The sequence below is a fragment of the Mesorhizobium sp. B3-1-7 genome, assembly GCF_006439385.1.
Lineage (GTDB): Bacteria > Pseudomonadota > Alphaproteobacteria > Rhizobiales > Rhizobiaceae > Mesorhizobium.
In genome coordinates this window covers 1-13,995 of record NZ_VFTL01000041.1, presented here as the reverse complement: position 1 = coordinate 13,995, position 13,995 = coordinate 1, and the positions used below count along the sequence as shown (strand labels likewise).

The following is a 13,995-nucleotide window of genomic DNA, read 5'->3' as shown; positions in this document are numbered from 1 at the left end:
GTCCGTCCGATTGGTCTCCGTTTCACCGCCGCCTCCACGTTAGGACTAGCAACAAGAGCGGACTTCGACCCGTTGAGTGTCCACTGTGTTGAAGCCGTGCACGCACCCACATTCGAGCTTGGCAGTTATGCCGGCAGAAACCCTTGGTCCCTGCCGGCATAATATCTCAGGTTCGGGTTCGCACGCCGCTCGAGCGCTGGCTCGCGATCGTCGTCAGCACCGCTGCCACTATGATGACGGCACCGGTGGATGCCTGAACGTAAAAGGACGGAACCTGCGCCAGCGTGAGCAAGTTGTTGATGACGCCGATCAAGAGCACTCCGCTAACAACTCCAACGATTGTCCCTCGGCCGCCGCCAAGACTTACGCCCCCGATCACCGCGGCCGCAAAGGCGGAGAAAATGATCCCCTGTCCTTGGGTTGTCACCGTCGAGTCAAGGCGCCCCGTCATCAGAACACCGGCCAGACCCGCCAAGAGAGCCGCAAAGACAAACGCCGACCAAATGATCCTGTCCACGTTAATGCCGGCGGCCCTCGCGGCGTCTTCATTGCCGCCGATAGCATACAACGCCCGGCCGTAGCGGTGGTAGTGAAAGACCAGGCCGACCACAGCCGCGACCACAATGAAAACGATCACCGAAACAGGAACACCGAACCAACTCTCGGAGCCGAGATAGGTCAGCGCTTTGCCGGGAGAGTAGATCGAACGCCCGTTGGAAATGATCAGCACTCCGCCGCGAAGCAGCACAAGCAGCCCGAGCGTCGAGATGAACGGGTTGAGGCCCACCCTGACGACCATGAAACCATTGAAAAACCCGATCAACCCCGCAGTACCCAGGGCAACGAATAGGCCAGTCCAACTCGGCAACTCCAATCCAAGCCCGCCAGCCGCCGCAGGCACCAGGGTGACGGCTGCCAACATCGGAGCGAAGCCGACAATTCCCTCGAGTGAGAGATCCAGTCGACCTATCAGGACGACGAAAGTCAGGCCGATTGTCGTCAGGCCCAGAACGCTCACCTGGTCGAGGATATTCAGCAGATTGGCCGCCGTGGCGAACCGAGGAGCAACGATGGCACCAATGATCACCAGTATGAGAAGGACCGGGTACATCGTATATCCACCGGCCACAAAGCCGCTCCCATAGGCGGACAGTCGTGACTGTCCGGAATGTTCCTTCTTCGGCGTTGATTTGCTCACGATATCGGTGCTCATACGACGCCCTCCATTCGCAGGATTAGATCTTTGATTGTGTATTCACCCACCAGTTCGTCAACGACGTGCCCCTCGAACACGATAGCGACCCGGTTGGCCAGCTGATCAATTTCGTCTTCCTCGTCCGAGACGACCACAACCCCCAATCCCTTGCTGGCAAGATCGCGCAACAGCGAATAGAGCTGCTCCTTGGCTCCCACATCGACGCCGCGGGTTGGACTGAGAGCGACAATGACCTCGGGAGCTCGACAAAGCGCGCGCGCGAAAACGACCTTCTGCTGATTGCCGCCGCTGAGCTGGCTCACCGCTTGCTCCAGAGACGAAGCGATTACGTTCGTCTGCTGGGCAAGGCGCCCGACATGCCTAGCTTCCTTGCCTTTGCTGATAAAACCCAGTTTGCCGGACAAGACGTCGAGGCCGCCGATCGCTACATTCTCGCGAACACCCAGAATGCCGACATAGCCGCTTGCATGCCTGTCGGTGGGAACCAGGCCGATAGTCGGCAGCTTGCCACGCGGGCTGAACACCTCGCCGTTCTCAGGCCTTTGCTGGCCAGCAAGCACCATTGCGAGCGCTTCCTTCCCGCCGCCTACGGGACCTGCCAGGGCTACGATCTCGCCCGCCCTTACCTCGAAGTCGATGTCCTTTTCCGAAAAACGGTCGAGCCGAATTCCCTTGGCCTGGAGCAGAATAGGCGCTTCATCCGCCATGAAGTCCTGGCGCGTGCTTCGGACCGTCTTTTCGCCCATCATAAGGTCGGCGATGGTTTCTACGTCCAGACGCTCCACGGGCTCGCGTTCCTTAACGACCTTCCCGTCCCTCAAGATCGTGACTGTATCGGCAATCTCGAAAACCTCGTCGAGGTGGTGCGAGATGTAGACGAACGAGACTCCCTTGGCTTTGAGTGCCCTCACATGCTCGAACAGAATGCGTTTTTCCGCATTGCTCAACGCCGCGGTTGGCTCGTCCAGGATCATGATGGGCACGCCCCGACTGAGGGCCTTCATGATCTCGAGCAGCTGTCTCATCCCGGCGCCCAGCTCCCCTGCCAGCGAGCGGGGCTGGATGTCCATGTTCCATTCGCTCAGCAGGTCAGCTGCACGCTCCAGCATCAGCTTATGGCTCACCACGCCGAAACCTCTGCGGACGAGAGGATTCTCCAAAAAAAGGTTCTCCGCCACCGTCAGAAGGTTGAACAGCTGAGGCGTTTGTTGAACGTGGGCAATCAGCTTGCGAATGCTCGGCGCGTAGTTTTGGCCGACCGCTTCTACCTCGACCTCTCCAATCCTGATCGATCCGGTATCGGCCGAAACGTATCCGCTCAAGGTGGAAACAAGCGTGCTCTTTCCCGCGCCATTGCGGCCCAACAGGGCGTGAACCTCACCGCGCATGACGGTGAAATTCACGCCGCGAAGAGCCCGGGTCGAGCCAAAGGTCTTGGCGATGTCACGCATCTCGACGATGGGTCGCGCGTTGTCCATGATCTTCGGCTCCACGGCTGGTTCCTCCTGAACTTATTTGCCGACCTTGTTCGCCCAGAGATCAGGTGAATCCACATTGTCGGTTGTCACCAGCGTCGCCTTGAGCTGGTACTGCGGTCCAACGGATGTATCGATAACCTGGCCGTCGTCACGTGGTCCGATCTCGATCTTGCCACCCTTGGAGACGAGTTCGATCAGGTCGGCCGTCTTGGTCGCATAGGCGCTCAGGGGCTGTGACACCGTCGCGTCGAGGGCTTTGCCGCGGATCAGCTGCAGCCCTTGAGGCGTTCCATCGATTGCTATGCGGATCACTGAGTTCGGATCACCCACCGGAGCGCCCTTGCCGCCGTTGGTGAGCTGGGCATTCACGGCCGATGCCATGAGCTCGGACGCCATGAAGATGCCGCTCAATGAAGGATTCTGGGTGAGGACGTTCTGCGCAGCATCGGCAGCCATGTCGGCAGTCCATTCGGTCGGGCGCTGTATCAGATTCACCTTGGGCGCGAGCTCGTGCAACGTTTTGGAAAAACCATCGGAGCGATCACGGCCGTTGGGTGTGGTCAGGGCGCCCTGCAGCTCGAGCACGATACAGCTGTTGTCGGTCCAGCATGGCTTGGCCTGCAGACGCTTGACCATCTCCTTGGCGCCTTGAACGCCGGCGTCGACATTGTCCGCGCGCACCGTCGCCGTCACTTTGCCGCCCGCGGGAGCATCGTCGATCGAGAAGACGAGGACGTTGGCGTCATTCGCCTTCTTGACCGCGGGAACGATTCCCGCGGCGTCGATGGGAGCGAAGACCAGGACGTTGGCGCCGTTGGCAATCAGGTTCTGGAGCGCATCGACTTCGGCCGCGATATCGCCATTGGGATCAGGAGCACCGACCAGGGTGAAACCCTTTGCATCGAAGGCCTTCTTCGAGAGATCCAGCATCAGGGTCTGGAAATCATCCTTGAGAAACTTCGGGGTAAAACCGATCCTCACGTCCGCAGCCTTGTATTCTGCAAGCGCGGTCCCAGCGGTTATTGCCAGGAACAGCGCGCCGAAAGCCACCGTGCTGGCGGCCCTGCGGCGAGAAATGGGGAGAGTTGGAAATTTCATCGATTCCTCCTTTTGTTGCACGGTCCGACCGCCCGTTGAGCCGGGCTTGACGCCGCTTAGGCCTTCTGTGCTCACCACAGAAAGGTTCTACCTTGCGATGAGACACCGTTCGCGATGTCGTCACCCGCAAATGCTATTGCAGTGCTTGCCTGGCCCGCACTGAAAGAGCCCTGCTGGAGAAGTCGGGAGTGAGGCCACGCTTTCGCGGTTCTCCTTCGATCCTGATCGCAAGGAGGGCACAGCCAAGATGCCCGCGCCATTGCGGGACTGGTCTCGGTCATTTCCCCACACGGCTATCCGTGCGAGCCCATACTTCACCAAACACCACTCCTCCCACTGCGCGGATCGTTCATCCTCCTGCGGATCCGCGCCTAATGCTTCATGCAGCCACTTCGGAGACACGCACTAAACGTTGCTCTTTCATGGATTTGTAAGCCGCTTCCGCCAGGATGAGCGCGCGGCGCCCGTCTTCGAAACTAGCCAGCGGAACGGCGCCTTTCTCCACACAGTCCACGAACCCATCGATCTCCGCCGTGAAGGCTTCCTGGTAGCGCTCAAGAAAGAAGAACTGGTACGGCTGGCTCGCCTCGGCGGCCGTGCTGGTAAAGCGGCGCAATTCGTGAGGTTTGCGGTTGTCCGAAAGGAGCATGCCCGCGCTTCCGATCAGCTCAACGCGCTGATCGTAGCCGTAGACCGCCGTGCGCGAGTTGTTGATGTGGCATTGCTTGCCCGACGCAGTCCTCAGGATGAACATCGCACTGTCGACTTCGTCGAGTTCCTTTCCGAGGGCCGGATCGATGAGTGCATTGGCAAGAGCGAAGACCTCGGTTGGCTCTTCGCCGAGCATGAAGCGAGCCAAATCGAAGTCGTGGATCGTCATGTCGCGGAATAGCCCGCCCGCAGCCTCCAAATAGGCTTTCGGTGGCAACGCGGGGTCGCGTGACGTGATAATGACCTGGTGCAGTTCGCCTATATCGCCAGCCAGCATCGCCGTTCGCGCTGCACTGTGCCCGGGATCGTAACGACGGTTGAAGCCGAGTTGGATCGGGATTTTGGTCTCACCGATCTTGGCGGCGCACGCCTGGACGCGGGCGAGGCTAAGGTCGATCGGCTTTTCACACAGAACCGCTTTGCCCGCAGCGACTGCCATTTCTATGTAGTCGGCATGGGTGGGCGTTGCGGTGGCGATCAGAACGGCGTCCACCGCGTCGGACGCGAAAATCTCCTCTGGGCTGGCCGCAGCCTTGACGCCTTGGGCCGCCGCGACCCTTTCGGCCGCCTCTGAATTGACATCAAATACCCCCGCCAACTTGGATCGGGGATGCCGCGCGACATTGGCAGCATGCATTTGACCAATTCGGCCACAGCCGAGCACGGCGATACGCAACATCAATTTCCTCCCTACGGCCCGTCATGCGGGTCGAGCACCATTCCTTGCGTGCACGTGCAAAATATCTTGCATTTTCGCATGTGTGTCAATACAAATTCCGCATTGATTTCTTCTGCAAATTTCATTGCAGGCTGAGGAGGTGTCAAAAGATGAATAGAGTCGATGGGAAATTTGCGGTGGTCACCGGCGGCACACAGGGATTGGGTGCTGCGATCGCCATGCATTTCGCGGATGCGGGCGCCGCCGGAATTGTCACCTGCGGGCGCAACGCCGACAAGGGCGGCGCCGTCGCTGCAGCGATCGAGGCTAAAACGGGCTGCGTCGTTCGCTTTGTCCAGGCCGATCTGGCGAACGTAGCCGATTGCAGGACGGTCATTGAGGCCGCGGATACGGCCTTTGGGCGCGTCGATGTCCTGGTGAATGCCGCCGGCCTTACGGACCGAGGCGACATCCTCAACACCAGCGAAGAGCTTTTCGACCGGATGTTCGCAATCAATACGCGCGCTCCCTTTTTCCTAATGCAGGAAGCAATTCGGCGGATGGTCCGAGACAATATCGAAGGAGCGATCGTGAACATTGGCTCTACCTCGGCGCTCGCCGGGCAGCCGTTTATCGCATCCTACTGCGCCTCCAAGGGTGCCCTTGCCACGCTTACCCGCAACACGGCGTTTGCAACGATGCGGAACAAGATCCGGGTCAATCAGCTGAACATCGGCTGGATGGCTTCCGACGGCGAGGACCGCATCCAGCGCGAGTATCATGGCGCGGACGCAAACTGGCTCGAAAAGGCTGCGGCCGAACAACCTTTTGAGCGACTTCTGGCTCCCGCGGAAGTGGCCAAGGCGGTCACCTTTTTGGCTTCGGAAGATGCCGGGATGATGACTGGCTCTGTAATCAATTTCGACCAGTCAGTCTGGGGCGCCTACCCCTTCGCACCTCCGACCCCGGTCTCGAAGCTGACGATCTAGAGGGCCGACGGCCACTGAAGCGCGGAACCGTTTCAGTTGCCAATTCATCCCCTAACGCAGAATGGTTCAGTCAATCAGAAGATAGCGCAATTGAAACGGGTGAAGACCTGGCTTTGCGTTATGCGATTGACAGGCTGAACGCCCTGCAGCGCCATCCTTATGCACTCGACGGACAGCGCGACTTCACGGTCGAAGTCATGACCGATCGTCACGTCCATGATGCCCCGCTCGAGCAACGACCGCGAGTTCGTGTTCAACTCATGGCCGATAAACACGGTCGAATGAGTAAGACCTTCAGCTTCAAGCGCGCGCCCAACTCCCAGGTTGGCGCCTGAAACATTGTAGATAGCCGCTGGCGGGCCATTCTTTCCTATATATCGCCGGACGGCGTCATAGATGACCTCAATGCTCTCGTCGGAACTTACCCTTTCATCGATGGCCAAGGATGAGAATTCTGTTCGCAGAACGTGTCTGAACCCCTGCTCGCGATCCTGCTGGCAGCGAAATGGCACGCTGCACACAAACAGGACTTTGCCGGCTGTCCCACGTGGGAGCATTCGACCACATAGCCAGGCCGCCGTAGCCCCCGATACATACTGATCCGAGCCGACGTAGGCTGCCCTTCCCGACAAGGGAAGATCGGTGGTCAGGCAGATCACCGGGAGGCCCCGTCCCGTGGCCGCCCTCACGGCATCGTTGATTGCCGGGTGCTCTCTGGCGACCAGAATAATGCCATCCGACTTTTCGGCCGCGCTCTTAATCCGGCGCGCGAATTCCTCAGGTTCGACAGCGTGTGAGACATGGGATTCTGTTTCAATTTCGATCGACGGGTTTTGCGCGCTGAAGGTCTTCGCGGCGGCTTCCGCGGCCTCGTTGAACGATCGTCCGGAATCGGCGAGAAGATAAAGACGCAGCGGCTTTGAAATCTCGGGCAGCGAAATCCCGCCGGCGCCTGAGTGCCTGGCGTCCACCATCGACTTGCACAAATGTTGTTGCAGAATCGATTGAAATTCGCGGTAGCCGGAAAATCCCAAAGTCTGGACGAATCGCACCACGCTCGATGCGTTCACGCCGCAGCGACTGGCGACCTCGGAACTTGACAGGAGCGCCGTCTCACCAAGGTTCGCGATGAAGAAATTCGCCACGCGCCGTCCGCCCTTACCCATACTGCCTTGAGCCGAATTCAAAGTGGTCATCAGCTCGCTGGCAGATTGAGGCTTTGATCGCGAAAGCAGCATGGTCGATCCTTTTCGGGACGACAATACTGGAACTTTGCGATTACGCAATATTCCTTGCGTAATCGCACGGGATCATTGATTATGGTCTGGAGCAGTTGCTCAATGAGGTGCTGGCAGATCAAGCGGCCACGCGCAGGCCCTGTTCCATGCCGGCCTGCGGATAGCCCGGAAAAGAAGGCGGCAAGCGCGCGGACCATCAGCAAACACGTCCGATAGAATCTCGGAAGGACCGATTATACCCTTACTCAATGTTCATGTCGTCAAAGGCAGGAGCGCGGAACAAACAGCTACGCTGTTGCAGGCGATACATAACGCAATGGTCGAAGCTTTTGAGGCACCTGTGCGGGCCGTTATCAGGTTCTGCACGAGCACGAGCCATCGCATTTGCTCATGGAGGATACTGGTCTTGGCTTTGAGCGAACAGATAGCCGGGTCCTGATCCATGTGACGACGCGGCCAAGAAGCCAGCAAATGAAGGAGCGGTTTTACGCGTCGCTTCTTGAAAATCTCGGACAACGCTGCGGCGTTGCACCTGCGGACCTCATGATCTCCTGCGTTGAGAATCGCGATGGTGATTGGAGTTTCGGATTCGGGCGCGCCCAATTCTTAACCGGGGACTTATAGGGCGCGCCGAACTTCACCGCCCGACGGATCCCTGGCTACGTGGACGTCCACAGCCCAGAATTCATCGCCTGCCAAACTGGCAAGCCTGGCCGAGCGAAGGTGGTTCAGCCGCGACCCGCGGAGTGCCGCATTCGAGGTCGCCATCAAGCTGTGCTGACCCAGCGGCCCGCAGTCGCCGAGCTATGGATCGCTTCGACCAGTTGCTGGATGCGCTGTCCGGAGCGGAAGCTGAATGGCTCGGGACGGAGCCCCGCGATGGCTTCGAGAAACAGCGCGACCTCGATGGCCTTGAGATCGTTGAAACCAAGCTGATGGCCGGGCGCCACGCAAAACAGCCCATAGGGCGGATGATCAGGCCCGGCCTCAATGCGTCGGAAGCCGCGAACGCGACCGGCTTCCGCAGTGGTGTAGAATTGCAGTTCGTTGAGGCGCTCCTGGCTGAAGCTCAGCGCCCCTTTCGAGCCGTAAATCTCGAAATCGTGCTGCATCTTGCGGCCGGTCGCCACCCAACTCGCCTCGATGCTGCCGGTGGCGCCGCTGGCGAAGCGCAAGAAAGCCCGGCCGATGTCGTCGACCTCGACGGCGGTACGGCCGCCCTTGCCATCCGGACGACTGTTGATCACGGTCACCGCGTCGCCAAGTACGCGCTCGATCGGGCCGACCAGGAACTCGGCGGTCGCCAGGGCATGACTGCCGAGATCGGCCAGCGCACCGCCACCTACCGGGTCGAGGCGGAAGGTGAAGGGGCCTTCCGCATCACCCATGTAGTCTTCGGCGTGAATCCCGCGATAGCTGCGGATTTCGCCAAGCTCACCGGTCGCGATGAGTTCACGGGCCAGGGCCATCATCGGATTGCACAGATAGTTGAATCCGACCTGCGTGCTTACGCCGGCAGACACGGCAGCCTTTGCCATCTCGGCGGCCTCTGCAGCGCGCGGTGCAAGCGGCTTCTCGCAATAGACATGCTTGCCGGCGGCGATCGCGGCCAGCGCCATCTCGCGGTGAAACGCGTTTGGCGCGGTGATGTCGACGAGATCGATATCCGGATCGCCGACAAGTCGGCGCCAATCGCCGGTAGCGTTCTTGAAGCCGAGCGTACGCGCGGCTGCGACGGCAAGTTCTTCGGTGCGGTCCGCGACGGTATGAAGCTCAAGCTCGAATGGCAGATCGAAAACACGTTCCGCCGCGGCAAAGCCAAACGAATGGGTTTTGCCCATGAAGCCGGTGCCGATCAGCCCGATTTTTAACTTGGGTTTTTCATTCCCCATTGATCTCGGCCCCATTGACGACGAGCGTAGGATCGATCTTGCCCTCGAAGAAATCGAGGACGTTCTTGACCGAGGAAATAGCCATGCGTTCGCCGCATTCGACCGTAAGGCCCGCAATGTGCGGCGTGAGGATGACCTGATCCATCGCCAGCAACTGGTCATCGGCCGCCGGCGGCTCATTGTCAAAGACGTCGAGCCCGGCGGCCGCTACACGGCCGGTAAGCAGTGCTTCAATGAGCGCAGTCTCGTCGACCACGCCGCCGCGTGCGGTGTTGATCAGAATGGCGCCACGCTTCAGGTATCGGAACTCACGGGCGGCGATGAGCGGACTGTTACTCTTGGGAGCATGCACCGAAATCGCGTCCGCCCAGCCCAGCGCTGTATCAAGGTGGCTGATTGAGGAGACAGGACCCACCGGCCAACCGAGCTTTTCGAGAAACGGGTCATAGGCCGCGACCTGCATGGAAAAACCGGCGGCCATACGGGCAAGATGCCGACCGATCCGGCCGTAGCCCAGAATGAGCAGTCGCTTGCCCGCTAGTTCCGACGCTTCAAGCTTGTTGCGCCAGTTCCAGCCATTTTCGCGAACGGCCCGATCGGCGCGCAGCGTGCGCTTCGCGGCCGCCAGCAGCAGCATCATGGCATGCTCGGCCACGGAGACGGAATTGACGTCGCCAACGACGGCAAGCGCGATTCCGCGCTTATTAAGCGCCGGCAGGTCGACGGAGTCGTAGCCGACCCCATGCCGCGAGACGATACGGAGGTTTTGCGCCTTCTCGACGGTGGGAGCGGACAGTGGTTGGGTTCGAATGACCAGTCCATCGGCCCTGCCGATGAGCGAAGCATAGCCGGGCTCGGAAACCTCCTCGACGTAGTCGTAGGTTACTCCTGGAGTCTCGTCGAGCAGGGCGATCCCGCTCGGATGCAGTTTGCCGGCGATGAGAACGTGCGGCATCAATAGCCTCCCTTGACGTCGTCACCCTTAGTGAGCGCTCCGGCCGTCAGTGCCCGGAACCGCTTCACAGCGGCGTCGGCCGCGCCGGCGAGCAGCCGCACGTCATTGGAGACGGTGGTCATGTCGAAGCCCCATGCCACGGCGCGCCCCGCATATTCCGGAGTACCGCAATGCAGCGCGGCGCGAATACCGTGATTGTGGCAGGCCCGCACAATCGCTTGCAGAGCCTCGATCATTTCCGGTTCTTCGCGATCGAAAGCAGGAGGCAGGCGACCGCCGTGCAGGCTGAAGGTCAGATCAGCCGGCCCGACATAAATGCCGTCGAGCCCCGGCGTGGCCGCGATCGCATCGAGATTAGCCATCGCGTCCGCGGTCTCGACCATCGCGAAGGCAAGGATTTCGCCATTGGCTTCCGCCGCATAGTTCGCACCGACGGCGAAATTGGCGCGGGTTGGCCCGAATGACCGTTGTCCGGACGGCGGGTATCGTAGGTAGGAGACAAATCGTGCGGCTTCCTCCGCGGTGTTGATCATCGGGCAGATGATCCCGTAGGCGCCGCCATCCAGCGCCTTCATGATGATGCCCGGCTCGAGCCAGGGGACGCGCACCAGCGGGGTGACGCCCGAGGCGCGCATGGCCTGCAGCATGGGCAGCATGGCGTTGTAGTCGAGCGCACCGTGCTGCAGGTCGATGCCGATGCTGTCATAACCTTGCGCGGCCATGATCTCGGCGGTGAACGAGTTGCCTATCGAAAGCCAGCCGTTGATGGTCGGACGGCCGTCGGCCCAGAGCTTTTTGAGAGTATTGGGGATCATGGCGCAGCCCTTAGAAAACGACCTGGGCAAGCTTGGTATCGAGGTAGTCCTTGATCGACTCGATGCCCCCTTCCCTGCCCATGCCTGAGAAATTGGTGCCGCCGAAGGGTGCCTCCGAGGCCGCAAGCGCGAAGCTATTGATGCCGACCATTCCAGCCTTCAGTTCGGCAACCGCCCGGCGCGCACGCTTCGGACTTTGCGTGAACGCGTAGGCCGAAAGCCCCATGTCGGAGGTGTTGGCGCGTTGCAGCGCCTCGTCGTCGCTGGAGAACGAGGTGATCGCTGCCACCGGACCGAAATTCTCCTCGGCGAAGACCGCCATGTCGTCGCTAACGTTGGTCAGCACCGTGGGCTCGAAGAAATGCCCGGCGTTGAAGGTCGCCGCACGGCGGCCGCCAGCGGCGATCGTTGCCCCTTGCCGTTCGGCCTCCGCAACCACGGCCTCGATGTCTGACAGCCGCTTGCCGTTGATGAGCGGTCCCATCTGCACCGAGGCATCGAGACCGTCACCGAGCTTCAGCAACTTGGCCCGGGAGACGAAGCCCTCGACGAATTTGTCATGCAGGCTTTCATGGATGAAGAAGCGGTCGGGCGTGACGCAGACCTGTCCGGCATTGGCATATTTGGTCGGTACCGCCACACCGAGTGCGGTTTCGAGATCGGCATCGTCGAAGACGATCAGCGGCGCGTTGCCCCCCAATTCCATCGAAACCGTTTTGACGGTGTCGGCGGCATCGCGGATCATCTGCTGACCGACCCGCGTGGAGCCGGTCAGGGAGACTTTCCGGACTACTTTCGACGCCATGATCGGCGTGTAGGTGGCTTCCGTAGGACCGACCAGAAGGCTGACTGCGCCCGTAGGCAGGTTGCCCGCTCGCATGCAGTCGACCATGACCATGGCCGTGCCCGGGGTCTGGCTCGAGGGACGCACCACGATCGAGCAACCGGCGGCCAGGGCCGGTGCGACCTTGCGGGCCACCAGTGCTGCGGGGAAATTCCAGGCCGTGAAGGCCGCGGCGACGCCAACAGGCTCATGCAGGACCTCGAAACGCCCGCTGGGTACACGGCTCTCGATGACACGCCCGTAGATGCGACGCGCCTCCTCGGCATGCCAGCGGAATTGATCGACCGCGAGAGCCCATTCCCGCTCCGACTGGGCGAGCGGCTTGCCGGTCTCGCTGGAGATCATCCGCGCCCCTTCATCCTTGCGGCGCAGCATTTCGTCGGCAATCCGATGCAGAGCATCGGCCCGCTCGAAGGCGGATTTTGCTTTCCATGAACGAAACCCCCGTTGGGCACTTTCGAGTGCGTCGCGAGTGTCTTCTCCATTGGCACAAGCGACCTCGCCGAGCGCCCTTTCGGTGACCGGACTAAATACCGGGGTTAGGCCTCCCCCGCCCGTTGAGTGCCAGGCTCCATCGATGAAAAGTCCGTAGTCGCGATACATCTGAGCATCCTGAAAACAGCACGAGACACGCCACGCAGACAGCGCGGCGATCACAAGATTCCGGCATTGCGGGACGGGTGTTTCACTCCGTTCGGAGCAGCCTCCGGCTACGCTGATCCTCGGCATGCCCGGTGGATCGCGTGCCCTGCGCGAGCTGGCGCAGTCCTCCCTAAAACCGTATTGCAATAATCATTGCAGCATCTATTGATTTGTCAATAGACATTTCATAATAGATCGCAACGCAGCCATTTGCGTCCCCTGGGGAAGGAGAAATCAGAGCATGAAAGCCAAGCTTGGCATCGCGCCGATCGCGTGGTGGAACGACGATCTTGCGGAACTGAGTGGCGACATTTCGCTCGAGGGATGCCTTTCGGAAGCGCGGGAGGCCGGCTTCTCAGGCATGGAAACCGGGCGCCGTTTCCCGATGGACGCCGGCGTGCTCGGACCGATCCTGGATACGTATGGCATGAAGGTCTGCGGCGGCTGGTTCTCGGGCCTGCTGCTCGATGGCGACATCGCCCGCGAGAAGGATCGCATTGCCGAACAGATGACGCTGTTCAAGGCCGTGGGCGCGCCCTGCATCGTCTATGGCGAGACCGCGGGCACGATCCAGGGCAACCGTTCAGCGCCGCTCGCCACCCGTCGTCGCCTGAGCGAAGAGGAGATCAAGGCATACGGCCGAAAGATGACCGCGTTCGCAGAATGGTGCGCTGACCAGGGCATGCCGATCGCCTACCATCATCACATGGCCGCACCGATTGAATCCGAACAGGACGTGCACCTGTTGATGAAACATTCTGGTGAGGCGCTACCCCTCCTCTACGATGCCGGCCACATGGCCTTTGCCGGCGGTGACGTGCTGCGCGTGATCGACAATCACCACCGCCGCATCAGCCACGTTCACACCAAGGATGTTCGCAAAGCTATCATCGACGGGCTGGACCGCTCCCGCGAGAGCTTCCTCGACGCGGTGGTCAAGGGCGCCTTCACCGTGCCCGGCGATGGTTCGCTCGACTTCGAGACCATCGTCAAGCGGCTCGCCGGGCACGGCTATGAAGGTTGGTTTGTCGTCGAGGCCGAGCAGGATCCGATCAAGAACCCGCCGCTGGAACTGGCCAGGATCGGCCATCGCGAGCTGCTGCGCGTCATGGCATTGGCAGGCTATACCGTCGAGGGCTGACCCAAAAACGGGAAGGGCTGAAAGACTTACTCCACGCAAGGCCTGGGCGCCGGCATCTGACGTCGCCTGGCCGATGGCGACCAGGGCGTCGTCATGCAGGCAGGAATGAGCCAATGGGCCGGCAATGGCCGGCACCATACCGCGCGATTCCGGCGTAGATCAAAATGGCATAAGATTAACGGTTGTACGTCACCGGGAGAGGCTTAGCCGGGGTTCTTGCGGCATAGACGTCTTTCCATCCTCAGGCGGCCTGCAGCTCCGCCTGTCCGGTCTTGGCGCCGGTGATGTAGGCGACGATGTCGTTGCCGTCGGTGTCTT

Annotated in this window: 11 protein-coding genes and 1 pseudogene; 3 read left to right on the top strand and 9 right to left on the bottom strand. The window is 60.6% G+C overall.

Annotated elements, in window-relative coordinates; all coding sequences use genetic code 11:
- Positions 1-166 precede the first annotated feature (166 nt).
- The 4 genes from FJ417_RS27630 to iolG form a co-directional block, all read right to left on the bottom strand.
- Complete coding sequence (locus tag FJ417_RS27630) at positions 167-1,213, bottom strand: ABC transporter permease (RefSeq protein ID WP_140785612.1); 1,047 nt, start codon at positions 1,211-1,213, stop codon at positions 167-169.
- Positions 1,210-2,709 (bottom strand): sugar ABC transporter ATP-binding protein, encoded by a 1,500-nt coding sequence (locus FJ417_RS27625; protein ID WP_140785611.1) that lies wholly within the window; start codon positions 2,707-2,709, stop codon positions 1,210-1,212. The genes FJ417_RS27630 and FJ417_RS27625 overlap by 4 nt, the downstream gene beginning before the upstream one ends.
- Positions 2,710-2,727: 18 nt before the next feature.
- Positions 2,728-3,792, bottom strand: coding sequence for a sugar ABC transporter substrate-binding protein (locus FJ417_RS27620; RefSeq protein WP_140785610.1), 1,065 nt, complete (start codon positions 3,790-3,792; stop codon positions 2,728-2,730).
- A 379-nt stretch (positions 3,793-4,171) separates the two neighbouring features.
- A complete protein-coding gene (gene iolG, locus FJ417_RS27615) occupies positions 4,172-5,185 on the bottom strand; it encodes an inositol 2-dehydrogenase (RefSeq protein WP_210240671.1) in 1,014 nt (337 codons plus the stop codon).
- 146 nt (positions 5,186-5,331) lie between these two features.
- Here iolG and FJ417_RS27610 point away from each other — a divergent pair, with 146 nt between their 5' ends.
- The gene (locus FJ417_RS27610; RefSeq protein ID WP_140785608.1) at positions 5,332-6,150 is read left to right on the top strand and encodes an SDR family oxidoreductase; all 819 of its coding nucleotides are present in this window, start codon (positions 5,332-5,334) and stop codon (positions 6,148-6,150) included.
- Positions 6,151-6,224: 74 nt separating this feature from the next.
- Here the strand turns inward: FJ417_RS27610 and FJ417_RS27605 are convergent, their stop codons facing one another.
- Positions 6,225-7,388, bottom strand: coding sequence for a substrate-binding domain-containing protein (locus FJ417_RS27605; RefSeq protein ID WP_140785607.1), 1,164 nt, complete (start codon positions 7,386-7,388; stop codon positions 6,225-6,227).
- A gap of 235 nt (positions 7,389-7,623) precedes the next feature.
- Between FJ417_RS27605 and FJ417_RS27600 the strand changes: the two are divergent.
- Positions 7,624-8,012 (top strand): annotated as a pseudogene (locus FJ417_RS27600) (tautomerase family protein).
- 143 nt (positions 8,013-8,155) lie between these two features.
- Here FJ417_RS27600 and FJ417_RS27595 read toward each other — a convergent pair.
- From FJ417_RS27595 to FJ417_RS27580, 4 genes are read right to left on the bottom strand one after another with little or no spacing between them, the layout of a single operon-like run.
- Positions 8,156-9,280, bottom strand: coding sequence for a Gfo/Idh/MocA family oxidoreductase (locus FJ417_RS27595; RefSeq protein WP_140785606.1), 1,125 nt, complete (start codon positions 9,278-9,280; stop codon positions 8,156-8,158).
- Positions 9,270-10,235: a hydroxyacid dehydrogenase gene (locus FJ417_RS27590; RefSeq protein ID WP_140785605.1), complete on the bottom strand. Its 966-nt coding sequence runs from the start codon at positions 10,233-10,235 to the stop codon at positions 9,270-9,272. Before FJ417_RS27590 ends, FJ417_RS27595 begins: the two co-directional genes overlap by 11 nt.
- Entirely contained in the window at positions 10,235-11,080 is an 846-nt protein-coding gene (locus tag FJ417_RS27585) for an aldolase/citrate lyase family protein (protein WP_348639952.1), read from the bottom strand. Before FJ417_RS27585 ends, FJ417_RS27590 begins: the two co-directional genes overlap by 1 nt.
- Positions 11,061-12,551, bottom strand: coding sequence for an NAD-dependent succinate-semialdehyde dehydrogenase (locus FJ417_RS27580; protein ID WP_246687560.1), 1,491 nt, complete (start codon positions 12,549-12,551; stop codon positions 11,061-11,063). Before FJ417_RS27580 ends, FJ417_RS27585 begins: the two co-directional genes overlap by 20 nt.
- Before the next feature lie 226 nt (positions 12,552-12,777).
- Here FJ417_RS27580 and iolE point away from each other — a divergent pair, with 226 nt between their 5' ends.
- A complete protein-coding gene (iolE, locus tag FJ417_RS27575; RefSeq protein ID WP_140785604.1) occupies positions 12,778-13,677 on the top strand; it encodes a myo-inosose-2 dehydratase in 900 nt (299 codons plus the stop codon).
- The last annotated feature ends 318 nt before the right edge of the window (positions 13,678-13,995 follow it).

Coding starts and splice junctions, on each gene's coding strand:
- FJ417_RS27630 (WP_140785612.1), bottom strand. CDS start 1,213: ATGAGCACCGATATCGTGAGCAAATCAACGCCGAAGAAGGAACATTCC.
- FJ417_RS27620 (WP_140785610.1), bottom strand. CDS start 3,792: ATGAAATTTCCAACTCTCCCCATTTCTCGCCGCAGGGCCGCCAGCACG.
- FJ417_RS27610 (WP_140785608.1), top strand. CDS start 5,332: ATGAATAGAGTCGATGGGAAATTTGCGGTGGTCACCGGCGGCACACAG.
- FJ417_RS27605 (WP_140785607.1), bottom strand. CDS start 7,388: ATGCTGCTTTCGCGATCAAAGCCTCAATCTGCCAGCGAGCTGATGACC.
- FJ417_RS27595 (WP_140785606.1), bottom strand. CDS start 9,280: ATGGGGAATGAAAAACCCAAGTTAAAAATCGGGCTGATCGGCACCGGC.
- FJ417_RS27590 (WP_140785605.1), bottom strand. CDS start 10,235: ATGCCGCACGTTCTCATCGCCGGCAAACTGCATCCGAGCGGGATCGCC.
- iolE (WP_140785604.1), top strand. CDS start 12,778: ATGAAAGCCAAGCTTGGCATCGCGCCGATCGCGTGGTGGAACGACGAT.